Here is a 23,724-nt window from a genome sequence, read left to right as displayed (position 1 = left end):
CCTCGCACGGCTCATCAGCCGTAGTTCCCCGAACCTGCTCCCCGGGCACCCCGATGGGCCGTACCTCATCCGCTGCCACCTGGAACGCCACGGCGGGGGAGAGCACGCGGCGATGGTGTGGCCCGTCGCCGGCCAGGGCGAGGGCATGCTCTGGGCGCACTGGAGCACCGCCGGACTGCCCGCCCGTGTCCTCACGCGGCCCGTGTGCCCCGAAACGGACGGCCCCCACAAGGAGTGCGCCCTCTACCAGGGCCACCCGGACGGGCACAGCTACGAACTGACCACGGTTGAGCCGGACGAGCTGCCCGGACCAATCGCCGTGAACCGGCTCAAGACAGCGATCTGGGGCACCAGCACGCACACCGACAGGAACAACTGACCTTGAAATTCCAGGGCCACCGGGTCGGGAAGGGCTTCATCGTCCGAGACCGGGAAGCAGGCGCGGTCCAGGCACTGCTGTGCCCCGTGCGTGTCTGCGTCCGCACGGTCACCGTCGACCTGGGCCGCATCAGAGCCCACGCCCAGTACGGAACAGACCTCCCCTGCCCGGCCTCCGGGATACCCGTGGACGACCGGGCGCGCCACGTCCTCGGAACCAGCCGCCCATGGGAAACCACCTACACCCACAAACCCCGGTAGACCCGCAGACAGGAGACACCCCATGACACGCAACCTGTCCCCGGCGCGCGCAGCCGCACGGGAACGCGTCATCGAAAGCCGTGCCGACGTGGTGGCCCGTTACACGGGTGGCGAGTCCATCGCCTCAATCGCGCGCGTCTACAACGTCGGTGACGTGTGGCTGAAGGATCGGCTCACCGAGTGGCGCACGCCCCTGCGCACCAAAACGGAATCGGTACACGCCGCATGGGCATGGGAACGCGCCCGGAAGGCCGACCAGGTCTCGACCTTCCGGCGCCCCGCCGACTAGCCCCCCCAACTCCCTTCCGGCTGTGCGTGCTGAGGGTCACCACGGCCGGACGGGACCCGCTTCCGCCCTCGGCGAGAACCGGTGAACCGGACTCCCGGAACGCTCGCCCGAGGACGGACCGCACGCCCCGCCGTGACGCCAGGGAGCGGACGCGTGCACCGTCGGACCCAACCGGGCCGGGAAGCACCACAACGAACAGGAGGGTTCAGGCAATGAAGCCGTGGATTCTGGGCGAGTGTGACCACAAGTACGAGAAGTGGAGCGGTGCGGACCGCTGCGTGAAGTGCGGCCACACCCGACGCTGACAACGGACAGAGGGAGGGGTGCCGGTCATCTGGTGCCCCTCTCGTCACCGAGCGAGGAACACATGACTGAACGAGTCGAGTGGGAAAAACTTCCGGCGGCGTTCCGCGACGCCGTGGAACGGCACACCGGGCCGGTGATCGCTTCCGAAAGCGTCGGGAGCGGCTTCAACTGCACTGTGGCACTGGCTGTACACACCCGGAGCAGCGGGCGCCTGTTCCTCAAAGGAGTACGGACATCCGACACGGCCGGGGCGGCGGGGCTGCTCTGTGAAGAGCGGCTGAACGACGCGGTGGGGGGTGTCAGTCCCACCATCCGTCACCGCATCGAGGAGGCCGGCTGGCTCGCGCTGGCGTTCGTCCACGTCGACGGGCGGCACGTCGACTACGGCCCCGGAACGAGTGACCGGGCGGCGCTCATGCGCGTCACGCGCCGTATGCACCGCCTGCGGGCCCCGGCGCACCCCGTTCCGCGGCTCTCGGACCGGTTCGCCGGACATCTGCGCCCCGGGGAAGCAGAAGCGCTCAAGGGCTCACATCTGCTCCACACGGATCTGAACCCGCACAACATCGTGATCAGCCACGCGGGCGGTGACGCGTACATCGTGGACTGGGCCATGCCCGCGCTCGGCCCCGCATGGGTCGATCCGGCGTCCATGGCCGCATGGCTCATGACCTACGGGCATGCGCCGGCGGACGCCCTCGCGTGGCTCCGGGGGACACCGAGCTGGCCACAGGCGGACCGGAAGGCCGTTGAGGCGTTCGTGAACGTCACATGCAGGGAGTTCACCGCAAGCGTGGGAGACAAGGACGCCGAGCCGCGCAACACGCGCTTCCGGCACCTGCTCGACGCGCCGCACTGACGGATGGGGTAGCACCGACCAGCCCGTACCCCACGGTGCTACCCCTCGCCCTGGCCGCCCTCGGCCCCCTCGGGCCGGTCCGCCACAATCGAGCCCTTGCCCCACTCGGTGTAGACCATCCCGCGCTCACGCAGTTCGCGCACCGCCCGCCGCGCCGTCTCCCGAGCCACTCCGAACCGTTCGTACAGCGCGGCTCCCGACGGGATGCGCTCACCAGTGCCGATGCGTCGCTCCCGGATGTCCTCGGCGAGTGCGTAGAGCACCGGCATGTACGGCGCGTACCGGATGTGACGGTCGGGGGCGATCAGGCATAGGGGCCAGCCCAGAGACTCCGCGCCCCCGGCTCACCACCCAGACAGGCAGACAATCCGTACGGGTAGACGAGTTGGACATGTTGGCCTGGCGTGAATCTGGAACACAGAAACGCCCCGGGTGGACCGGTCCTACGCGGTCCACCCGGGGCTCGCCGCGAACAGCTAGTAGAGAGCTGACACGACATGCGAGACCTTATCGCCCGCGCCCTTACGTGGGTGCTGCATCTGCTCCCCTCCCGCCGGCCCGCCGGACGCCACACCGCCCGATACCTCACCGCACACCCCACCACCCCGAAGACCGCCCCGGAGTTCAGCGTGTGGTCCCGCCCCTGGACCGGCTCCAGCGCACGGGAAGCACGCGAGATCTTCCACGCCGAAGAGGCGGCGACGCTCGGCGCGGAACGCCGCGAACGCTACTTCGCGACCGCGTGGGCAGAGCGCGGCTACGACTACCCCTATATCGCCGGGGGCGTGCACCAGGTCCGAGGGGCCGCAGCATGAGCGGCGCCCCGTGGTTCCCGGGCAGATCACCCGCCCGCGCCGAAACATGCTGCCGCTGCGGACGCCGCACCTACGCACCGACCCCGGTACGACAGGTACAGCGCGGAAATTGCCCCATGGTCACCCTGTACGCCTGTCCGGGGCACGCTGTGGCACTCGTCCCCGGCCCGGTCGTCGGTGAGCGCGCATCGGGATGGGTTCCCGTCCCGGTGATGCCCGACCCGCCCGAGTAACCGCCCCCCGCAGACACCAGCCCCGCCCGGACCTCTCCGGGCGGGGCTTTTTCTGTGAGTACCTACTGATTTATGAGTTGCCAGGATGTAGCGTCCATCCGAACCCCCGCGCCTCAATCCCCGGAGGGGCTGGGTTTGGTACTTCCGCCAACTTGGAGGGGGTGCGTTTCGTGCCCTGGCCGGCTGGATGGGGCCGGGTATGTCAGCCCGTCCCGGGGCACCTCCCAGAGGCAGCTCCTGGGAAGTGTGAGGGCGGCCCCCGTGCCACAGGCCCCCGCACCAGACGGCCCCCGCACCCCGTACCCACCTCTCTGTCACCTCTGATCCTGCACCGCCGGTGATGTCGTCGCCCCCGGTTGTGCGGGTTGGGCGTCGGGGGTGACCCGTTCGCCCGTGACGGCGTCGAGGAAGAGGTTCGGGTCCTGGGTGGCGGTCTTGACACTGGTCATCCACACCGGTCGCCAGGTGCCTCGGACTCTCTGCGCGAGGAGCACGGCGGCCTCGGCCGGGGCGCCGGACATCTTCTTCGCCAGACGCATCGCCTCCTCTCGGGAGACGGACACCGGGGGCAGTTCGGGGTCGGGCTCGGGCTTCGACGCGAACCCCATGATCCGGCCGGTCGCGGTGATGGTGATGTCCAGCCGCATGGGCATCATCACGTCGTCGACGTAGCGCCGGTAGGTCAGTACATAGAGCGGAGTTCCCGCCTCGCCCATGCGGTCGAGGGTCCGGCGGCTGCCCGCCGTGCTGTCCGGGAACCACCGGTGGGCGAACTTCGCTCCGATGGTGAGTGCCTGCGCCCGGTTCAGGTCGCCGTCCTCGATGCGGTTGTCGCTGGACCAGGCGCGCTCCAGCGCCTTCTCGGGCCACCGGCCGGTGATCTCGCCGCGGTTGGTGACGACGGTGATGCGCCGGCTCTCGCCGTTGAGGTCGGTGACGGTCTCCTCCGTCCTGGTGCCGGGACCGAAGACCTCCTCCGCGACCTCCGCCATCCACGCGTCCGAACCGTCCAGGGCCAGCAGTTGGTTCTCCCGCGCCCTCTCGGCGGCGACCGCGTCGACGGTGGAGACCGAGGTCTGGAACCAGACGGCCAGGACAGCGGCGCCCGCCAGGGCGATCCCGGTGCCCCACGACCAGTCCCGGAGCGCGCGCTCGGTCCTCGGTGCGCGGGTTCGCAGCCAGAGCGCCGCCGCGCAGGCCCCAGCCACCGCGCCCGTGGCGTTGGCCACGAGATCGGTGGCGCTGCAGGCACGGCCCAGGCTGCCGGTGGCCTGGACGAGTTCCACCGTCCCACTGCCGAGGACCGCGACGGCCGTCACGGTCACGGGACGGCGGAACACGAGTGTTCCCAGGAGCGCGGCCGGCACGAACAGGGCGATGTTCAGCAGCGCACTCGGGGAGGTGAGGAGGCGGGAGGGGGAGCCGGTGTCACAGAGCCCCTCCATGGCGGCCCCGGCGTTCCCCGGCAACAGGGTCACGGTCAGTACTCCCGCCAGGGACACCGCCAGCAGCACCGGGAGGAGGAGGGGGCGTTTGCGGGTGGCCGTGACGAGGGCGGTGGGGAGGGCGAGGAGCACGGCCATCACGCAGAAGACCGGCACGAGGCCGGAAACGGCGCCGATTGACGCTTCAATCATCAGAGTGGTCTTTCCGCGTACTGGAGGGAGGGAGATGGGCAGGGAGTTGCCCGTCTCCCTCCGTCAGTGGGAGATGATCAGCAGAAGGTCAGGGTAGGCGTGGTGTACTTGCCGCTGCTGGCAATCATGTAGCCGGTGGCCTTGCAGTCGGGAGCGTGACTGGCCTTGGGCAGACCGCCCCACGACTTCCCCTTGGTCTGCCCTGCCGATATCGACCGGGCGTCGTCCTTGATCAGCTTCGTCGTGGTCCACAGGGCGAGCTGGATTTGCGTTGTGCTGCCACCCGTCTTCTTGTACTGGGTGGCCGAGAAGAAGACGCTGGGGTTTCCGCTGACGTAGCGGCCGTCCGTAGCCTCGAAGTACAGGATTCCGTTGGACAACTGAGTTTCCGTCGACTTCGCGTGCGCGGCGCTGCCGGCGAACAACACAAGTGCTGCGGTCGCGGCGGTTACCGCCATGGCGCGTCGGATCATGATTCAGCCTCCCGTACGAGTCGCTGCTTCCCTCCTGAGGCGTCCTCAGGTATCGGCGGCGCTCACGGAAAGTACATAGGGAGCTCGCGGGCCGTCCAAGCTTTATGCTCGGTGATGGCGCGGACTGGGCATGTCGAGCGCTGTTATTCGGCCTTACCGAAGAGTCCGATTCCCCCCAGGGCGGGGGCTGGTGAATCAGTTTCAACCATGATCGGCCACTGGATATCACCGACCCGTTTGGCGGGAAAATGGTCGATTCCACTGGGCATCCACCCCACGTTCCCCACTGGGGGCGTCACTTGGCGTGACTGCCTGCCCTGGGTGCCTCGTGTCTTGTTCTCCCCCGAAAGGCAGCTCTGGGACGGTTTGAGGACGGCCCCCGCGCCACAGGCCCCCGCACCAGACGGCCCCCGCACGGCGCGCCCCCCCCAGGGCCCCCCAGGGCTCCCCCGATGTCAGGCGCGGGAGAGGATCACCGTGCCCGCGGAGCAGAACCACCCCCCGGTCCCCGACACCACCCCCACCCGCGGCTCCCCCCGCACCTGGTGCGCCCCCGCCTCTCCACGGAGTTGCCGCACTGCCTCCACCAGCAGGAACAGTCCCCGCATCCCGGGGTGGCACGCGGAGAGGCCGCCTCCGTCCGTGTTCACGGGCAGCTCCCCGGCCGGGCCGATCCGGCCTTCCTCCACGAATGCCCCGCCCTCCCCCTTCGCGCAGAACCCCAGATCCTCCAGGGTCACCAGCGTCATATAGGTGAAGGCGTCATAGATCTCGGCGATATCCATGTCCGAGGGAGTGAGCCCGGCGCGTGCGAACGCCAGCCGGCCCGAGACCGCCGCCGGTGAGACCGTGAAGTCGTCCCATCCGTCCATGGTCGCGTGCGAGACGTACTCCCCGGTGCCGAGCACCCACACGGGCTCCTTGGCCGTATCGGCCACGTACTCCTCCGCCACCAGCAGCACCGCGCACCCCCCGTCGCTGCGGACGCAGCAGTGCAGCTTGGTGAAGGGGTCCGCGATCATCGGGCCGCTCAGCACGTCGTCCACGGTGATCGGTTCGCGGAACATCGCGTCCGGGTTCCGGGCCGCGTGGGCCCGCGCCTGCACGGCGACCGAGGCGAGCTGCTCCAGCGTGGTGCCGTACTCGTGCATATGGCGCCGGGCCGCCATCGCGTACTTGGCGATCAGGGTATGGCCGTACGGCGCCTCGAACTGGAGCGGGCCCCGGGCTCCGAGGGAGAGCCCCGCGGTGCGTCTGCGGGCCTTGATGTCGGCGCGGGCGGTGGAGCCGTAGACGAGCAGGACGGCGTTGGCGTGCCCGGCCGCGATCGCGTCGGCGGCATGGGCCGCCAGCACCTCCCAGGTCGCCCCGCCGACGGAGGTGGAGTCCACCCAGCGCGGCTTGAGCCCGAGGTAACCGGCGACCTCGACCGGGGCGAGCGCACCGAGCCCGGCGGAGGCGAAGCCGTCGACGGCCGAGCGGTCGAGCCCGGAGTCGGCGAGGGCGCGGCGGGCGGCCTGGGCGTGGAGGGTGTAGGGGGTGGGGCCGTCGACGCGACCACAGTCCGAGAGGGACACACCGGCGATGGCGACCTTGCGCGAGAAGGCGGACATGAATCTGACGGTACATCAGATAAGAACGGGCGGGACCACCCCCCGCGCCCCCCCCGCCGGACCCCCGCCCCTCTGGGAATCTGACGCCGCCCGGCCTAATATGACGCGCCGTCAGAGATGGAGGGCTCCCATGGTCACCGCCCGCACCACCCTCACCCCCGAACAGCGCGAGATCAGCCGCACCCTGCGCGAACTGCTGGCCAGGGAGTGCGGCCCGCACGAGGTCAGGGCCGCCACCCGGACCCCCGACGGCCACGACCCGGCCCTGTGGACACTGCTCTCCGGCCGGCTCGGCCTCCCCGGCCTCGCCATCCCCGAGGCGTACGGGGGAGTCGGGTGCGGCCTCCCCGAACTCGCCCTCGCCTGCGAGGAGACCGGCCGTGCCCTCCTCTCCTCCCCGCTGCTGCCGACCGCCGGGCTGGCCGCCCCCCTGATCACCGCGCTCGGCACCCCCGCCCAGCGCGACGGCCTGCTCCCTCGCCTCGCGGGCGCCGCCCTGACCTGCGCCCTCGTCCTCCCGGGCGGCAGCCTCACCACCGCGCTCGGCCTGATCGGCGACAACGCGCCGGGGGAGTGGGCCGGCGGCGGCCGGGCGGGCGGGACGCAGGCCCGGCCCGCCCCCGACGGGGGCTGGCTGCTCTACGGAGAGGCGGGCCAGGTCCTCGCCGGGCACAGCGCCGGACTCCTGCTGGTCGCCGCGCACACCGGCGGCTTCCCCCGGAGCCGGACCCTGCTCTTCCTGGTGCGGGCGGACGCCGCGGGCCTGACCCGCACCCGGCTCACCGCCCTGGACGAGACCCGGCCCCAGGCCCGGATCGAGTTCCGTGACTGCCCGGCCGAACTCCTCGGCGACGACAGCGGTACGGAGGTGCCGGTCGCGCTCGCCGGCACCGGCGCCTGGGCGGCGGCGCTGCTCGCGGCGGAGTCGGTGGGGACGGCCGCCCGCGCGCTGGACCGGACGGTGGAGCATGTCCGGCAGCGGGAGCAGTTCGGCCGCGCGATCGGCTCGTTCCAGGCGGTGCAGCACCGGCTGGCCGATCTCTACGTACGCGTCCAGGCGGCCCGCTCGGCGGCGTACCACGCGGCCCGGGAGCCGGCGGGCGCGGGGCTCGCGCTGGCGCAGTGCCTGGAGACGGCGCGTACGGTGACGGCCGAGGCGGTGCAACTGCACGGCGGGATCGGCTTCACCTGGGAACACGACGCCCAGCTCTACTTCAAGCGGGCCGCCGGCGACGAGCTGCTCTTCGGCCCCGTCCACCGGCTGCGGGACCGGGCGGCCGAGGCGGCCGGCCTCTTCACGGATCTGTACGCCGCGCGCCCGGAGGCGGTCTGATGCCCCGGCCGGCCGGCGCCCCGCTGGGCGTACGACTGGTCCGCAGGCTCTCCTCCACCAGGGCCTTCGCCCGGACGGCACCCCATGTCGTCCCCGCGCTGGACAGCGCCGTCCACCGGCTGACGGGCGGCCGGGCCATGCTGAGCACCCTGATGCTGCCGGGGCTCGTCCTCACGGCCAGGGGCGCGAGGACCGGGCTGCCCCGGGCCATTCCGCTGGCCTGCCTCCCCCGTGAGGACGGTTCCTGGATTCTGATCGGCTCGAACTTCGGGCGGGAGCGCCATCCCGCATGGACGGGGAATCTGCTGGCGCATCCGGAGGCGGAGATCAGCTGGAAGGGGGTGGACGTGGCGGTGCGGGCACGGTTGCTGGAGGGGGAGGAGAGGGAGGAGGTGTGGGAGCGGGTGCTGAGGCTCTGGCCTCCGTACGCCACGTACCAGGCGAGAATCCCCCGCCAGATCCGCCTCTTCGCCCTGACCCGCAGCCCTTCCGGCTGACGCCCCGGGACGGGCCCGCACGGCGCGGGCCCGGTCCGGGGGCTCGGGCCACCGCACCCCGCACCCGAGCGCCCCCGGAACAACCGGCGCCCCCGGAAGAACCAGCGCGCCCGGAGCAACCGGCGCGCCCGGAAGAACCCCTACCCCCCGAGCCCCGAGAAGTCCGCACCCTCCACCCACTCCCCGAACCCCTTCGCCTCACGCCCCAGCGCCCGCCGCACCCCGTCCCCCGGGACCGCGCTTCCGTCCGCCGCGATATGGGCGAGGAAACGGGCCATCAGCTCGGCGAAGTCGCGGGAGTAACCGCGCGCGGTCTGTTCGGCGACATAGGTGTCGTGGTCCACCGGGGTGCAGGTGATCGGCCGGCCGGTGGCGGCGGAGATCCCGGCGACGGCCTCCCGGAAGGTCAGGGCGCGGGGGCCGGAGAGGCTGTACGTCTCGGAGGCGTGGCCGTCCTCCGTCAGCGCGGCGACCGCGACCTCCGCCAGGTCGTCCAGATCGATGAAGGGCTCATGGCCCCCGCCCGTCGGCACACGCAGCTCGCCCTCGGCGAGCGGGACGGAGAACCAGGGCTCCTCGGTGAAGTTCTGGCTGAACCAGGCGGGGCGCAGAATCGTCCACACCAGGCCGGATTCCCGCACGGCCCGCTCCGTGGCGAGCAGCTCCCCGCTGCCGTCGTCCAGCTCCGCGAGAGTGCGGGCCGACAGCAGCACCAGCCGCTCCACCCCCCGCTCCCTGGCGGCCTTCGCGAAGGCGGTGACCTGGCCGGGTGCCTCGGCGGTCTGCGAGTCGACGACGTACACGGCGCGGACACCGGCGAGCGCCGGGTCCCAGGAGCCCTCATCGGTCCAGTCGAACCGCACCGGACCCGACCGGGACGCCGCCCTGGCCCCGATGCCGCGCCGCCGCAGCAGCTCGGCGACCCGGCGGCCGGTCTTGCCGGTGCCACCGAGCACCAGAACGGAGTACGCGGAGGCGGAGGCGGAGGCGGAGGGGGCAGAGGAAGAGGGCGAGGGAGCGGGGAAAGAGGGCGAGGGAGAGGACGAAAGGGGCGAGGGAGAAGAGGTCATGGGTCCAGTCAACCGGGACCGCCCCGCCACGGGGATGCCCCGCCGTCCCCCGGTGATGTCCATCCGTCCCGCCCCGCCCCGGAAGCCCCCGGAAGCCCCCGGAAAACACGCCAGGAAATTGACGGATTACCGCACCGATCGCGCGGCCGGGTGATTGATCGATCCTTATTCCGTTTATACGGGAGTGTCGTCCACTCCCTTCTCTTTCTCCTGCTCAGCCTGTGCACAGAATTTCCGGACAGAGACCTCACAGGAGAACTCGACGTATGAGAGCAATCCTCGCGCGATTGCGACAACGGTCCTGGACCGCAGGCATGGCCTGTGCCGTCCTCGCCGCAGCGGCACCCGCCCTCGCCCTCGGGCCCGGCGCGCTGCCGACCGGTGCCGCACAGGCCCCGGCCGGGAAGATCACCACCACGAAGGCCGTGGCCGCCGCGCCGCTGCCGGGCGGGCTCGGGCCCTGCATTCCGGGCGACTGCCCCGACCCGTTCCCCCCGATCAGCAATGGCCCCATCATGGGGCGCGACGCCAACATCAATGTCTTCGTGGGCAACGACTTCCTCGTACGCGAGCGGGCCGCCGAGGCCGAGGGCAAGGTCGTCGTCCTCGACGACTTCGACCAGAACAAGTCCGCCGGCGGCAGTGTCATCTACAACGTCGGCATCGTCGGCGTCGGCTCCCGGGTCCCGCCCCCGGACGGTTCGGACTTCCTGACCACCGGCGGCGATGTCACCATCGCCCCCGGTCAGCGGCTGCTCGCCGAGGGCGGGGTGGTCCGCCACGCGGGCACCGCCACCGGCACCATCATCGCCGACGACGTCATCCAGGACCCGAACGCGGCGGCCCCCTACCTCGCCCTGCGGGATCAGCTCACCGACGCCAGCCAGTGCTACGCCCGGGACGAGAACGGGCCCCGGCCCGCCACCGGCACCGCCGTCAACAACGGCAGCGAGACGGTCTTCACCGGCGACGGCACCTCGGCTCTCCAGGTCTTCAACGTCGACTTCAACATGACCACGGCGAGCGGCGGGCAGCAGGGACTGACCTTCGCCAACATCCCCGCCACCTCCACCGTGCTGATCAATGTCGTCGGCGCCAACCGCTCCATCAACACCTACAGCGGGGAACTCACCGACGGCAGTTCGTTCAACGCGCTGCGCGAGCGGCTGCTGTGGAACTTCCCCGACGCCACCGCCGTGGGGCTGCGCGGCACGGGACAGTTCCAGGGCAGTGTCCTGGTCGGCAACCAGGCCTCCACGACCACGGTCACCCTCCCCGGGGTGAACGGCCGCTTCTTCTCCACCGGCTCCCTCACCCACACCAGCGTGGTCGGCGGCGGTGGCGGCCAGGAGTTCCACGCGTACCCCTTCAACGGCGATCTGCCGGACTGCGAGGCCGTCCCGGTCACCGCTCCCGTGCGGGTCGTGAAGCGGGACAGCGAGACCCTCGCCCCGCTCGCGGGCGCCACCTTCGAGCTGTGGGAGGAGACCAACGGCGTCGCGGGTCTCCAGACCACCGGCGCCACCCCGGACACCCAGGTCGGTGACGAGTGCGTCACGGGCGCCGACGGCGTCTGCTCCCGTACCGTCATCCTCGGTACGTACTACTGGCGCGAGACGGCCGCACCACCGGGGTACGACCTCCCGCTGAACCCGGTCTTCGGCCCGCTGGTCCTCGGCCCGGACAATGTCCCCGACGGGGTCACGGTCAACGCCGACAACAGCAGGACCCCGGTCACCGGCGAGGTGTCCGTCGAGAAGACGGACGCGGTCACCGGCGCTCCCCTCGCGGGCGCGGTGTTCGAGCTGTGGGAGGACACCAACGGGGTCGCCGGTCTCCAGACCTCCGGCTCCAACCCCGACACCCAGTTCAACGGCACCTGCACCACCGACGCGATCGGCGAGTGCGCCTTCACCGTCGAGACGGGCACCTACTACTGGCGCGAGATCACCCCGCCGCCCGGGTACGACCTCCCCGGCGACCCGGTCTTCGGTCCGCTCGTCCTCACCGAGGAGAACGCGGCGGGCGGCGTCAATGTGAACGTCGAGAACACCCAGACCCCGGCGATCACCGGCGATGTCACCGTCGTCAAGACCGACGCGATCACCGGCGACCCGCTCGCCGGAGCCGGCTTCCAGCTGTGGGAGGAGACCAACGGCGTTCCCGGTCTCCAGACCTCCGGAGCCGACCCCGACACCCAGATCGGCGCGGTCTGCACCACGGGCGCCGACGGCGTCTGCACCCGCAATGTCGAGATCGGGACCTACTACTGGCAGGAGACCTCGGCACCGCCCGGGTACGACCTCCCGGTGAACCCGGTCTTCGGTCCGCTGGTGCTGACCGCCGAGAACGCCGCCGACGGCGTATCGGTCACCGCGCAGAACGCGCAGACCCCCGTCATCGAGGGTGATGTGACGGTGGTCAAGACGGACGCCGCCACCGGTGACCCGCTGGCGGGCGCGGTGTTCGAGCTGTGGGAGGAGACCAACGGGATTCCGGGTCTCCAGACCACGGGCGCGGACCCCGACACCCAGAACAACGGTCCCTGCACCACCGTCGCGAGCGGTGAGTGCACCCGTACGGTCGAGGTCGGTACGTACTACTGGCGGGAGATCACGGCGCCGCCCGGGTACGACCTGCCGGCGAACCCGGTCTTCGGTCCGCTGGTGCTGACCGAGGAGAACGCCGCCGACGGCGTCACCGTCACGGCGGAGAACACCGCCACCCCGGCCGTCACCGGCGATGTCACCGTCATCAAGACGGACGCCGCCACCGAGGCCCCGCTGGCGGGCGCGGTGTTCGAGCTGTGGGAGGAGACCAACGGCATCCCCGGTCTCCAGACCACGGGCGCGGACCCCGACACCCAGAACAACGGCACCTGCACCACGGGCGCCGACGGCGAGTGCACCCGCACCGTCGAGGTCGGCACGTACTACTGGCGGGAGATCACCGCGCCGCCCGGGTACGTCCTCCCCGCGGAGCCGGTCTTCGGTCCGCTGGTGCTGACCGCCGAGAACGCCTCCCAGGGTGTCACCGTGAACGCGGAGAACACCCAGACCCCGGCGATCACGGGCGAGGTGTCCGTCGTCAAGGTCGACGCCGCCACCGGTGACCCGCTGGCGGGCGCGGTGTTCGAGCTGTGGCACGAGACGAACGGCGTCGAGGGGCTCCAGACCTCGGGTCCGAACCCGGACAGCCAGATCAACGGTCCCTGCACCACACCGGCGAACGGCACCTGCTCGGACACGGTCGAGGTCGGTACGTACTACTGGCGGGAGATCACGGCGCCGCCCGGGTACGACCTGCCGGCGAACCCGGTCTTCGGCCCGCTGGTCCTCACCGAGGAGAACGCCGCCGACGGTGTCTCGGAGACCGCGCAGAACGACCGGACGCCCGTGATCACGGGCGAGGTGACGGTCGTCAAGACGGACGCCGAGACGGACGCCGCCCTCGCGGGCGCGGTGTTCGAGCTGTGGGAGGAGACCAACGGGATTCCCGGTCTCCAGACCACCGGAGCGAACCCCGACACCCAGAACAACGGCACCTGCACCACGGGCGCCGACGGCGAGTGCACCCGCACCGTCGGGGTCGGTAGCTACTACTGGCGGGAGATCACCGCGCCGCCGGGTTACGACCTGCCGGACAACCCGGTCTTCGGTCCGCTGGTGCTGACCGCCGAGAACGCCTCCCAGGGCGTGATCGTCAACGCCTCCAACACCCCGACCCCCGCCGTCACGGGTGACGTGACGGTCGTCAAGGAGGACGCGGAGAGCGGCGACCCGCTGGCCGGCGCGGTGTTCGAGCTGTGGGAGGAGACCAACGGCATCCCCGGTCTCCAGACCACCGGCGGAAACCCCGACACCAAGGTCGGTGCCAACTGCACCACGGGTGCCGACGGCGAGTGCACCCGCACCGTCGGCGTCGGTACGTACTACTGGCGGGAGATCACGGCGCCGGCCGGGTACGACCTGCCGGCGAACCCGGTCTTCGGTCCGCTGGTGCTGACCGAGGAGAACGCCGCCGACGGCGTCACCGTCACGGCGGAGAACACCGAGACCCCCGTGGTCAGGGGCGATGTGACGGTCGTCAAGGAGGACGCGGACACGGGCGAGACGCTCGCGGGCGCCGTCTTCCAGCTGTGGGAGGAGACCAACGGCATCCCCGGTCTCCAGACCACCGGCATCAACCCGGACACCACCGTGGGCGCCCCGTGCACCACCGGTGCCAACGGGGTCTGCTCCCGCACGGTGGAGCTGGGCACCTACTACTGGCAGGAGACGGCGGCTCCGCCCGGCTACGACCTGCCGGCGAACCCGGTCTTCGGACCGCTGGTGCTCACCGCGGCCAACGCCCCCCAGGGCGTCACCGTGACCGCCGACAACACCAAGTCGCCCGAGGTCAAGGGCAGGATCACGCTCCACAAGACCGACGCCAAGAACGGCCGTGACCTGGCCGGCGCGGTGTTCGAGCTGTGGGAGGAGACCAACGGGGTTCCCGGTCTCCAGACCACGGGATCGGGCGGCAACCCGTCCGACACCCCGGTCGGCAACGGCTGCTCCACGGACGCCGAGGGGACATGTCTCTTCGACAACCTGGATCTCGGGACGTACTACCTGCTGGAGACCGATGTGCCCGAGGGCTATGTGCTCCCGGACAACCCGGTCTTCGGTCCCTTCGAGATCACCGCGGAGAACGCCGCCGACGGAGTGACCGTCGACATCGCCAACAAGCGCGGTGAGCCCGGCAAGGGCAAGGGCGACAAGGGAGGCCGGGTCCTGTCCCACAAGGGCTGACCGGGGAACTTCCTGAAGTCCCGTGAGGGCGTGGGTGGGCCGACCGGCCCGCCCGCGCCCTCACCGGTTTGGCCCGCCGCCTGGGGCGGACCCCGGCGTCCGCTGATACCTGTGGGTGGGGGGCCAACGGGATCGGAGTACGGATATGCGAGGAAGGTCCGGCAGGACGAACAGGCCGCCCGGCGGGTCCGGCGGTATACGGGCCGCCGACGGGTACCCGGCGCGGGCGCCCGGCACCGCCACCCCACCACCCGCACCACCCCCGGTCTCACCACCCGCACCCGCACCCGCTCCGGGCGCGCGGCGCACGGCCGCCCGGTCCGCCGCCGCCCTCGTCCTGGCCGCGGCGGCCCTCACCGCCGGCCTCGCCGCCCCCGCCCGCGCGGCGGCCCACGGCACCGGCGGGGCCACCGCCACCGCCCGGTCCGCCGCCCCCGCGCCCTGCGCCGCCCGCACCGGGCCCTATCAGCGGCCCGTGGAGGAGTATCTGGGGCGGCCCGTGGACGGCGTCCAGTCCACCGCCGACTGCGAGGCCATCCGCACCTTCCAGACCCAGCAGGCGCTCACCCCCGCCGACGGGTACGCCAACCTCGCCACCCACCGCTGGATCGTCGCCCTCAAGGCCCGCGCCAACCCCAATGAGGCCGGGGACTGCCCGGTCCGCTCCCACCGCGTGACCTGCGTCGACCTCGACCGCCAGCTTCTGTGGGTGCAGCGCGGCACCCGGGTGGTCCTGCCGCCGGTGCCGATCCGCACCGGGCGCGACAGCGAGGAGACCCGCCTCGGCTGGCACTCCATCTACTGGCGCAGCAAGGACCATGTCTCCACGATCTACAACAACGCGCCCATGCCGTACGCCCAGTTCTTCGACGGGGGGCAGGCCCTGCACGGCCGTCTCGACGATCTCTACGACGGCGGGGGCTCCGCGGGCTGTGTGAATCTGCGCCTGGCGGACGCGGAGGCGCTGTGGAATCTGCTGGGCATCGATGACCAGCTCTACATCTGGGGCGTCAAGCCGGGGACGGACGGCTGAGCCCGGGCCGCCTCCCCGAGGGGCGGTGACCTTCGGAGCGGGACCCGCGCCCGGGGCGCGGGTCCCTACTTCGTGGGCTTGCGGCCCGTGATGCCGAGGTGCACCAGCAGGGCGAGGTTCGGCTTCAGCTCGGCCTGCTTCACACCCCAGGTGGTGAAGCCCTTCTGGTGCGAGGCGACCGCGGCCAGCATCGCGACCAGCGAACCGGCCATCGCGGCGGGGCTGACGTCCTTGTCCACCCGGCCCTTGGCCTGGAGCTCCTTCACCGACTCCGTGAGGGAGTTGGTGACCGAGTTCAGGATCTTCATACGGATCTTGTAGAACCGCTTATCGCCCTCGGCGGCCCCCAGGTCCACGACCCGCAGGATCGCGTCATGGCGGCGCCAGAAGTCGAGAAAGCCCTCGACCAGGTCCTCGGAGGTCTGCCAGGCCGCTTTCCCGGCCCAGCTCCGCCCGGAGACCAGAGCGGTGAGCCCAGCGCCCTCTTTCGCCATTTCCTCGGCGATTTCGAGAACGGCGCCCTCGACATCGGGGAAATACTGATAGAAGGTCGCGGGTGACGTGCCCGCCTTCCGGGCCACGTCGATGACCTTGACGTCCCGGTACGGCGACGAGCTGAGCATCTCGCTGAGGCAGTCGAGCAGCTTCTGCCGCGTCGCCTGCCCACGTCGTCCGGCCACCCGGCCGTCGACAGTGCGTACTTGTCCTGTCATGCCGTCAGCTTACCGACGGGTGATCGGCGCGCGATTCGGCCGACTGCAAATGGGGTGCGGGCCGGGCGGGCGGTCGACGCCCGGGGAGTGATCAAATGTTCGATTTCATCCGCTGCGATGCCCGCGATGCCCCGTTAGCGTGAGGGCAGTGCGCGTGTGACGAGCACCACGGCGGGCGACGGAAGGAGTCGGGCCCATGGCCGCATTTCCGGAGGGTACGCCGTGCTGGGTGGACGCGGCGCTCCCCGACACCGAGGCAGGGGCGCGTTTCTACGGGGAACTGCTCGGCTGGACCTTCCACCGCGGCGACGGCCCCCGGGTGGACGCCCGCTCCGACGGCGCGCTCGTCGCCGCGCTCGCCCCGAAGGGGGACGGCCGGATGCCCACGGTGTGGAGCGTCTACTTCGCCACCGACGACGCCCACGCCCTCGCGGCCCGGATCACGGCGGCCGGCGGACAGGTGATCACCTCGCCGGTGCCCGTGGGCCGGTACGGCACCGTCGCCGTGGCGGCCGACCCCGGCGGGGCGGTCTTCGGGCTCTGGCAGGCCGGTGAGCGGGCGGGCTTCGAGACGCGGGGCGTCCCCGGCGCGTACTGCTGGACCGAGGTCTACACCTGGGACAAGGAGCGGGTCGACCCCTTCTACGAGGAGGTCTTCGGCTTCACCGGGACCGATCTGCCCCGGGGGCCCGCCGTGCCCCCGGACCCCGACCCCGGCGACACCATGGACATCCGCCTCTGGTCGCCCCGGCCCGCCGCCGGATTCCCGGACGGCCAGGACGGCCAGGACGGCCCGGACGCCCCGGCGGGAGCGGGGGCGGGGGCGGGCGGCGGGAACGCCGTCGCGGGCCGCTGTGTTCTCACCGACGCGTTCCCGTCCGAACTGCCCGGTCATTTCCTTGTCTATTTCTGCGTCAAGGATTGCGATGCCGCCGCCGCGACCGCCGTCCGGCTCGGGGGACGCGTCCAGGCACCTCCCTTCGACATCCCCTACGGACGAATCGCCGTACTCACGGACAACCAGGGAGCCTTGTTCGCCGTACTGGCCGAGACCTGACCGGTGTCCGGCGCGCAACCCACTGGCCCGAATCCGGGTTCTGTGCCCGAAAGCGGGTGAGACACCCCGATCCGCCCCCGGGTTCGCCACCGTGGCCTCGGACAGGAAGAATCAGGGTGGGTACCGCCGCTGAGGGTCTCGGTGGTGAGAGAGGGACCCGCTACGGGGAGGTGGCAGGCAGGTATGGAGCAGCTGACGCAGCACGATCCGAGACGGATCGGTCCGTTCGAGGTGCTGGGCCGGCTCGGAGCCGGGGGCATGGGGCTGGTCTATCTCGCCCGGTCGGCGTCCGGCCGCCGGGTGGCGATCAAGACCGTGCGCACCGAACTCGCCGAGGACCAGCTGTTCCGTGTCCGCTTCACCCGCGAGGTGGAGGCCGCCCGCGCCGTCAGCGGCTTCTACACGGCGGCGGTGGTGGACGCCGATCCACGCGCCCCCGTCCCCTGGCTCGCCACGGCCTATGTCCCCGCCCCCTCTCTTGAGGAGATAGTGAACGAGTGCGGGCCCCTCCCGGCCCAGGCGGTCCGCTGGCTCGCGGCCGGGATCGCCGAGGCACTCCAGTCGATCCACGGCGCCGGCCTGGTCCACCGCGACCTCAAGCCGTCGAATGTCCTCGTCGTCGAGGACGGGCCGCGCGTCATCGACTTCGGTATCGCGTCCGGGGTCTCCAACACCCGGCTCACCATGACCAATGTCGCCGTCGGCACCCCGGCGTACATGTCGCCGGAGCAGGCCCGCGACTCGCGCAGCGTCACCGGCGCCAGCGATGTCTTCTCCCTCGGCTCCACCCTGGTCTTCGCGGCCACCGGGCACGCCCCCTTCCACGGCGCCAACCCCGTCGAGACGGTCTTCATGCTGCTGCGCGAGGGCCCCGACCTGGAGGGGCTCCCGGCCGAGCTGCGCCCGCTGATCGAGTCCTGTATGCAGACGGACAAGACCCGGCGGCCCAGCCCGGAGGACCTCCAGTCGCAGCTCGCCCCGCATCTGTTCGCCTCCGGCGGCGACGACAGCGGCACGGCGTCGGCCTGGCTCCCGGGCTCGGCCACGGCCATGATCGAGCTGCGCCGGGGCGGCGGCCGGACGCTGGCGCCCGCCGTGCCCGCCCTCCCCCCGCAGGCCCCGCCGATGCCCTCCGCCCCGCCGCGCGCCGCCCCCGACTGGGACCCGGCGCCCCGCCCGGCGGCGGGCGACCCCCGCACCGGCGCCCCGGCCGGCGCCGGTCCGGTGCGCCTCCCCGGAGTCGGCGTCCCGATCGGCCCCGGCCCCCGGGCCGCCGACCCGGCCCGCGCCTCGGTCGGCCAGGCGGGCCCGGCGACCGGCTGGATTCGCCCCCCGGCCGGACTGAGCGGCCGGACCCCGGCGACCGCGCCCGTACCCGCCCCGGCGCCGCCACCCCCGTCCCCGGCCCCGCCCGCCGGCCCCGCGCACTGGCGGCCGTGGCGCTTCCGCATGTCCAACGACGTCTGGGGCACCCCGGTCGTCGCGGGGGATCTGCTGTACGTCACCTCCTTCGAGGTCCACGCCCTCGACGTGGCCACCGGCCGCCGCCAGTTCAAGACCAAGGACGTGGCCTGGGCCATGGCCGTCGACGGCGGCCGGATTCACGCCTCCGACGGCCCGAGTCTGTACGCCCTCGACGCGACGACCGGCCAGGAGCGCTGGCGCCTCCAGGCGGACGCCTGGGTGTACTCGCTGCGGACCGGGCGGGGGACCGTGCTCACCGGGACGCGCGGCGGCGGCGTCCAGGCCTGGGAGGCGTCCAACGGCGAGAAGCTGTGGGAGCTGGCCGGCGCGCAGACGGACTTCGAGACACCGGAGGCCGGGCCCGTCATCCACGAGGACACCGTCTACGTCTGGAAGGACGCCAGGCTGCGCGCGCTGGAGGCGCGGACCGGGGCCGAGCGCTGGTCCTACCCCATCGGCGACGCCGCCTCCTGCGGCGGGGTCCCCGTCCGGGTGCACCCCGCGCCGGACGGCCAGGTCTATGTCTCGGCCGGCACCCGGGTCCTGGCCATCGAGTCCGCGTCCGGGCGGGTGCGCTGGCACTTCGAGGCGCCCGCCGTCTTCCTCTCCGCGCCGGCCTTCGCCCCCGGGCCCGCCGTCACCGGCGGCGGGGTCTATCTCGCCGACTACCTCGGCACGGTGTACGCGCTGGACGCGGCGACCGGGAAGGACCGCTGGCGCATCGCCACCGAGTCCCGCCAGTCCGCCGAACCGGTCCTGGTCACCGGCGGGAACGTCCATGTCGGCAGCGGGAGCGCGCTCTACACCCTGGACGCGGTGACCGGCACCCCGATGTGGCGCTTCGCCGCGGGCGGCGAGGTCATCGGGGCGCCGGTGGTGGCGGACGGGCGGGTGCACTTCGGCTCGGCGGACCATGTGCTGTACACGCTGGACGCCGCGGGCGGGCAGTTGCGGTGGAAGCTGGCGACGGGTGGGGAGATCACCGGGGCGCCGGTGGTGAGGGGTGGGGTGGTGTACGCGTGCAGCAAGGACCGCTGTGTGTACGCCCTGGACGCGGTGAAGGGGACGGCGACGGGCCGCCCCCGCTGACCACCACTGGCGGCCCCCCTCCCACCGGCGTACCGTCATTCCCGGCGGCCGCCGCCCCGTCCCCCTTCCGTGACCGGAGCGACGGCCGTCCCGCACCCACCCTCTCCGCCGTTCGAGCCGCACCACCCGAGCCCCTCGGGGCAGGCCGAGGCGCACATTCCAGCCCCGCCGGCGTTTGAGCCGCACCACCCGAGCCTTTTGGGGTGGGCCGAGGCGCACATTCCAGCCCCGCCGGCGTTTGAGGCGCACCACCCGAGCCTTTTGGGGTGGGCCGAGGCGCACATTCCAGCTCCTCCGGCGCGTGAGCCGCACCACCCGAGCCTTTTGGGGTGGGCCGAGGCGCACATTCCAGCCCCGCCGGCGTTTGAGGCGCGGGGGTTCGGGGGCTGGCCCCCGACCGTGGCCCGCACTGTGCGGGGTCCTGTGGCACAGGGTCCGTCCTCAAACTCCCCCAGAGCTGCCTCCGGGAGGTGCCCCCAGACGGGCTGGGTTTGTGCGGGGTCCGTCCTCACATGCCGGATGGGACGGGGCGCTCGGGGCCCGGGATCACGTATCACCGGGGGGTGGGGCAACCCTGGCGCGGGCCCGGGGGTCAAGCAGACACGCGGCCGGCCCCCGGGGGCCCCGCGGCCCCCGTCTCCCGACCCAGAGGCCCCACATGACCCGCCGCACCCCCACCCTCCTCGCCGCCCTCGCCGCCCTCACCCTCCCCCTCCTCACCCCGGCCCCAGCCGCCGCCACCCCCACCCCCACCCCCATCCCCCCGCAATCCCCCCCTCTCAAGGACGACTTCAACGGCGACGGCTACCAGGACCTCGCCATCGGCGCCCCCCGGGCGGCCGTCGACGGAAGGAAGTCCGCGGGCCACATCGCGATCGTCCACGGCACCAAGTCCGGCCTGGAGGAGAACGCCCAGCAGAGCATCCGGCGGGGCGCGGACCGCATCCCCGGCCCGGCCCGGGCCGATGACCTCTTCGGCAGAGCCCTCACCTCGGCCGACTTCGACCGGGACGGCTGCGCCGACCTCCTCGTCGGCGCCACCGCCACCGAGGAGTCGGAGCGCCCGCTCACCCTGGTCTGGGGCAGCCGGAAGGGACTCGCGGGCGGCCCCGTCCCCGCGGTCCGCCTCGCGGGCGGCGAAGCCTTCCTCACCAGCGGGGACTTCGACGGCGACGGCCACCAGGACGCCACCACGTCGGACGAGCGCGGCACCCTCACCGTGCTGTACGGGCCCTGGGCCAAGGACGGCACCCCCGCCCGCACCTCGGTCACCGCACCCGGCGAGGACGACCACGCGGACCGGATGACCTCCCTCACCGCCGGCGATGTCAACGGCGACGGGATCACCGACGCCGTCGGCCTGTTCGGCGACCCGGGCAACTCCCACGGCGCCGCCTCCCTCGCCTACTGGCCGGGCAGCGCCACCGGACTGAGCCGGACCCGCGCGGAGTTCTGGCGCCCCGGACGCGGCCCGGTGACGGGTGACGCGCTCGCCGTCGGCGAGATCGACCGGGACGGCTACGCCGATATCGTCGTCAGCCGCACCCACCGGGAGACGGACGAGTCGACGACCCCTCCCGGCGGCCAGGTCACCCATCTCCCCGGGTCCCCGCTCGGCCCGGACATCACCCGTGCCCGGGACTTCGACCAGGACAGCCCCGGTGTCGCGGGCACCTCCAAGGACCTCTGGCGCTTCGGATCGGATCTCTCCATCGGCGACATGAACGGCGACGGCTACGGCGAGCTGGCCATCGGCGTCGAGGGCAGGACCGTCGCCGGCAGGAAGAACGCCGGCGGTGTGGTCACGCTCCGGGGCAGCAGGCACGGCCTGCTGACATCCGGCACCCGAAGCCTCACCCAGGACACGAAGAGGGTGGACACCCAGGCGGAGACGGACGACCGCTTCGGCTCCCGCACCAAGCTCGTCGACTTCAACGGCGACGGCCGGAGGGAGCTCGCGGTCACCGCCGAGGGCGAGAACCGGTCGACCGGCATGGTCTGGCTCTTCCGCTCCAACCGCTCGGGCCTCACCCCGGACGGCTTCTTCGTCCACGCGAGCGACGGCGGCATGGCCGCCGCCCCCGGCGACCGCTTCGGCAGCCAGTACACCTCCTGACCGGCCGGTCGCGGGCCCCCGCCCGGGGCCCGCGACCCGCGGACCGTCAGCGCACCCGCCCCTCCCGCAGCTCCCCCTTCAGCACCTTCCCGCCCGCGTTGCGCGGCAGCCCCGCGACGAACTCCACCTCCCGCGGCACCTTGTAGTTCGCCATCTCCCGGCGCGCCCAGTCGATCAGCTCGTCCGCCGTGACCGTCGCACCCGGCCGCCGCACCGCGTACGCCCTCCCGACCTCGCCCAGCCGTCCGTCCGGCACCCCGACCACCGCCACGTCCGCGATGTCCGGGTGGAGCGCGAGGAGCTGCTCTATCTCCGCCGGGTAGGCGTTGAACCCGCCGACGATGAACATGTCCTTGATCCGGTCGGTGATCCTCAGGTTGCCGTCCGCGTCCAGCACACCCACGTCCCCGGTGCGCAGCCAGCCGTCCCCGTCCAGGACGGCGGCCGTGGCCCCGGGGTCCTCGAAGTACCCCCGCATCACCTGGTGTCCGCGCACCAGCACTTCCCCGGGCTCCCCGGGCCCTCCCGGCTCCCCCGACCCGGTGACCACCCGGACCTCGGTGCCGGGGACGGGGCGCCCGGAGGTGCCGGCGACGGTGGCCGGGGAGTCGTCCCGGCGGCACATGGTGACGATGCCGGACGCCTCGGAGAGCCCGTACGCGGTCAGGACCGTACCGATCCCCAGCTCCTCCCGCAGCCGCTCCACCAGCCGCAGCGGCACCACCGCCGCACCCGTCACCACCAGCCGCAGCGACGAGAGGTCGTAGCGGTCGCGCGCGGGGTGGTCGAGCAGCGAGCGGTGCAGCGCCGGCGGACCGGGCAGTACGGTGATCCGCTCGGCGGCGACCTGCGCGAGGGCGGCCCGGGCGCTGAACACCGGCTGCGGCACCATCGTCGCGCCGCGCGTCAGCGAGGCGATGATCCCGGCCTTGTAGCCGAAGGTGTGGAAGAAGGGGTTCACGATCAGATAGCGGTCGCCCTCCCGGAGCCCGGCCAGCTCGCTCCAGACGCCGTAGCAGCGCAGGGTCTGGGCATGCGTGATCATCGCGCCCCTGGGGCGGCCGGTGGTGCCGGAGGTGAAGACGATGTCCGAGAGGTCCCCGGGCCCGACCGAGTCCGCCCGCTCGCGGACCTCCCGGGCGCTCACCCCCGCGCCCCCGGCGAGGAAGGCGCGCCAGGTGCGGTAGGGCTCGGGGGCGCTGTCGCCGAGGACCACCACCTGCTCCAGCCCGGGGAGCGGGACCCCGGAGCGCCGCAGCGCGGCGATGTAGGAGGTGCCCAGGAACGTGCCGGTGACGAAGAGCAGCCGCACCCGGCCGCGCCGCAGCACATCGGCGGCCTCGCCGCCCTTGAAGCGGGTGTTCAGCGGCACCAGCACCGCCCCCGCCATGACCGTGCCGAGCGCGGAGACGATCCAGTCGAGGGTGTTGGGCGCCCAGATCGCGACCCGGTCGCCCCGCCGGACCCCGGCGGCCAGGCACGCGGCGGCGGCCCGCTCCACCCGCTCGCCCAGCGCGGTGTACGAGAGGCGGGTGCGGCCCTCCACGACGGCCTCGCGCTCCCCGTACCGCGCGGCGGCCTCCCGCACCAGTGCCCCGACCGTGCCCCACTCCAGGTCGCCGCGCATCGGGTCGGGCAGGGGATCAGGCAGGGGATCACGCATGGAAACCGCCTCCGCACGCTGGCTGACTATCC

Annotated in this window: 18 protein-coding genes and 1 pseudogene; 12 read left to right on the top strand and 7 right to left on the bottom strand. The window is 72.3% G+C overall.

Annotated features, from left to right (window positions below):
- The 4 genes and pseudogenes from ACWCRA_RS24940 to ACWCRA_RS24925 all read left to right on the top strand — a co-directional run.
- A pseudogene (locus tag ACWCRA_RS24940) lies at positions 1–379 on the top strand (hypothetical protein); the annotation flags it as partial.
- A 2-nt stretch (positions 380–381) separates the two neighbouring features.
- The gene (locus ACWCRA_RS24935) at positions 382–639 is read left to right on the top strand and encodes a hypothetical protein (RefSeq protein WP_451068639.1); all 258 of its coding nucleotides are present in this window, start codon (positions 382–384) and stop codon (positions 637–639) included.
- Between the two features lie 22 nt (positions 640–661).
- Positions 662–928: a hypothetical protein gene (locus tag ACWCRA_RS24930; protein WP_351558761.1), complete on the top strand. Its 267-nt coding sequence runs from the start codon at positions 662–664 to the stop codon at positions 926–928.
- Positions 929–1,295: 367 nt separating this feature from the next.
- Positions 1,296–2,093, top strand: a complete 798-nt coding sequence (locus ACWCRA_RS24925) for a phosphotransferase (RefSeq protein WP_451068638.1) — start codon at positions 1,296–1,298, stop codon at positions 2,091–2,093.
- Between the two features lie 38 nt (positions 2,094–2,131).
- Here ACWCRA_RS24925 and ACWCRA_RS24920 read toward each other — a convergent pair whose 3' ends face one another.
- Complete coding sequence (locus ACWCRA_RS24920; protein ID WP_451068637.1) at positions 2,132–2,362, bottom strand: GntR family transcriptional regulator; 231 nt, start codon at positions 2,360–2,362, stop codon at positions 2,132–2,134.
- A 228-nt stretch (positions 2,363–2,590) separates the two neighbouring features.
- On the opposite strand from ACWCRA_RS24920, the gene ACWCRA_RS24915 reads away from it, so the two are divergent.
- The gene (locus tag ACWCRA_RS24915) at positions 2,591–2,908 is read left to right on the top strand and encodes a hypothetical protein (RefSeq protein WP_451068636.1); all 318 of its coding nucleotides are present in this window, start codon (positions 2,591–2,593) and stop codon (positions 2,906–2,908) included.
- 547 nt (positions 2,909–3,455) lie between these two features.
- On the opposite strand, the gene ACWCRA_RS24910 is transcribed toward ACWCRA_RS24915, so the two are convergent.
- The 3 genes from ACWCRA_RS24910 to ACWCRA_RS24900 all read right to left on the bottom strand — a co-directional run bounded on the left by ACWCRA_RS24910 (position 3,456) and on the right by ACWCRA_RS24900 (position 6,864).
- Positions 3,456–4,778, bottom strand: coding sequence for a VanZ family protein (locus ACWCRA_RS24910; RefSeq protein WP_451068635.1), 1,323 nt, complete (start codon positions 4,776–4,778; stop codon positions 3,456–3,458).
- 77 nt (positions 4,779–4,855) lie between these two features.
- Positions 4,856–5,251: a hypothetical protein gene (locus tag ACWCRA_RS24905; protein WP_351558767.1), complete on the bottom strand. Its 396-nt coding sequence runs from the start codon at positions 5,249–5,251 to the stop codon at positions 4,856–4,858.
- A 455-nt stretch (positions 5,252–5,706) separates the two neighbouring features.
- Positions 5,707–6,864 carry a thiolase C-terminal domain-containing protein gene (locus ACWCRA_RS24900; RefSeq protein ID WP_451068634.1) on the bottom strand — a complete coding sequence of 386 codons (1,158 nt, stop codon included), beginning with the start codon at positions 6,862–6,864 and terminating at the stop codon, positions 5,707–5,709.
- 130 nt (positions 6,865–6,994) lie between these two features.
- Here ACWCRA_RS24900 and ACWCRA_RS24895 point away from each other — a divergent pair, with 130 nt between their 5' ends.
- Positions 6,995–8,197 (top strand): acyl-CoA dehydrogenase family protein, encoded by a 1,203-nt coding sequence (locus ACWCRA_RS24895; RefSeq protein WP_451068633.1) that lies wholly within the window; start codon positions 6,995–6,997, stop codon positions 8,195–8,197.
- Positions 8,197–8,694, top strand: a complete 498-nt coding sequence (locus ACWCRA_RS24890; RefSeq protein WP_351558773.1) for a nitroreductase family deazaflavin-dependent oxidoreductase — start codon at positions 8,197–8,199, stop codon at positions 8,692–8,694. The genes ACWCRA_RS24895 and ACWCRA_RS24890 overlap by 1 nt, the downstream gene beginning before the upstream one ends.
- Positions 8,695–8,834: 140 nt before the next feature.
- Here the strand turns inward: ACWCRA_RS24890 and ACWCRA_RS24885 are convergent, their stop codons facing one another.
- Positions 8,835–9,650, bottom strand: a complete 816-nt coding sequence (locus tag ACWCRA_RS24885; RefSeq protein WP_451068632.1) for an NAD(P)H-binding protein — start codon at positions 9,648–9,650, stop codon at positions 8,835–8,837.
- Positions 9,651–10,030: 380 nt separating this feature from the next.
- Here ACWCRA_RS24885 and ACWCRA_RS24880 point away from each other — a divergent pair, with 380 nt between their 5' ends.
- Both ACWCRA_RS24880 and ACWCRA_RS24875 read left to right on the top strand, forming a co-directional pair.
- The gene (locus tag ACWCRA_RS24880; protein WP_451068631.1) at positions 10,031–14,557 is read left to right on the top strand and encodes a SpaA isopeptide-forming pilin-related protein; all 4,527 of its coding nucleotides are present in this window, start codon (positions 10,031–10,033) and stop codon (positions 14,555–14,557) included.
- 337 nt (positions 14,558–14,894) lie between these two features.
- Entirely contained in the window at positions 14,895–15,590 is a 696-nt protein-coding gene (locus tag ACWCRA_RS24875; protein ID WP_451068651.1) for a L,D-transpeptidase, read from the top strand.
- A 65-nt stretch (positions 15,591–15,655) separates the two neighbouring features.
- On the opposite strand, the gene ACWCRA_RS24870 is transcribed toward ACWCRA_RS24875, so the two are convergent.
- The gene (locus ACWCRA_RS24870) at positions 15,656–16,303 is read right to left on the bottom strand and encodes a TetR family transcriptional regulator (RefSeq protein ID WP_351558780.1); all 648 of its coding nucleotides are present in this window, start codon (positions 16,301–16,303) and stop codon (positions 15,656–15,658) included.
- Positions 16,304–16,499: 196 nt separating this feature from the next.
- On the opposite strand from ACWCRA_RS24870, the gene ACWCRA_RS24865 reads away from it, so the two are divergent.
- The 3 genes from ACWCRA_RS24865 (at position 16,500) to ACWCRA_RS24855 (ending at position 22,029) form a co-directional block, all read left to right on the top strand.
- Complete coding sequence (locus tag ACWCRA_RS24865; RefSeq protein WP_451068630.1) at positions 16,500–17,360, top strand: VOC family protein; 861 nt, start codon at positions 16,500–16,502, stop codon at positions 17,358–17,360.
- Positions 17,361–17,543: 183 nt separating this feature from the next.
- A complete protein-coding gene (locus ACWCRA_RS24860) occupies positions 17,544–19,913 on the top strand; it encodes an outer membrane protein assembly factor BamB family protein (RefSeq protein WP_351558784.1) in 2,370 nt (789 codons plus the stop codon).
- Between the two features lie 658 nt (positions 19,914–20,571).
- A complete protein-coding gene (locus ACWCRA_RS24855) occupies positions 20,572–22,029 on the top strand; it encodes a VCBS repeat-containing protein (RefSeq protein ID WP_451068629.1) in 1,458 nt (485 codons plus the stop codon).
- 46 nt (positions 22,030–22,075) lie between these two features.
- On the opposite strand, the gene ACWCRA_RS24850 is transcribed toward ACWCRA_RS24855, so the two are convergent.
- Positions 22,076–23,656, bottom strand: a complete 1,581-nt coding sequence (locus ACWCRA_RS24850) for a FadD3 family acyl-CoA ligase (RefSeq protein ID WP_451068650.1) — start codon at positions 23,654–23,656, stop codon at positions 22,076–22,078.
- Between the last annotated feature and the right edge of the window lie 68 nt (positions 23,657–23,724).

It is taken from the genome of Streptomyces sp. NPDC001889 (assembly GCF_053594535.1).
The sequence above is the reverse complement of the archived record's forward strand: the minus strand, read 5'-3'. Positions and strand labels throughout refer to the sequence as shown.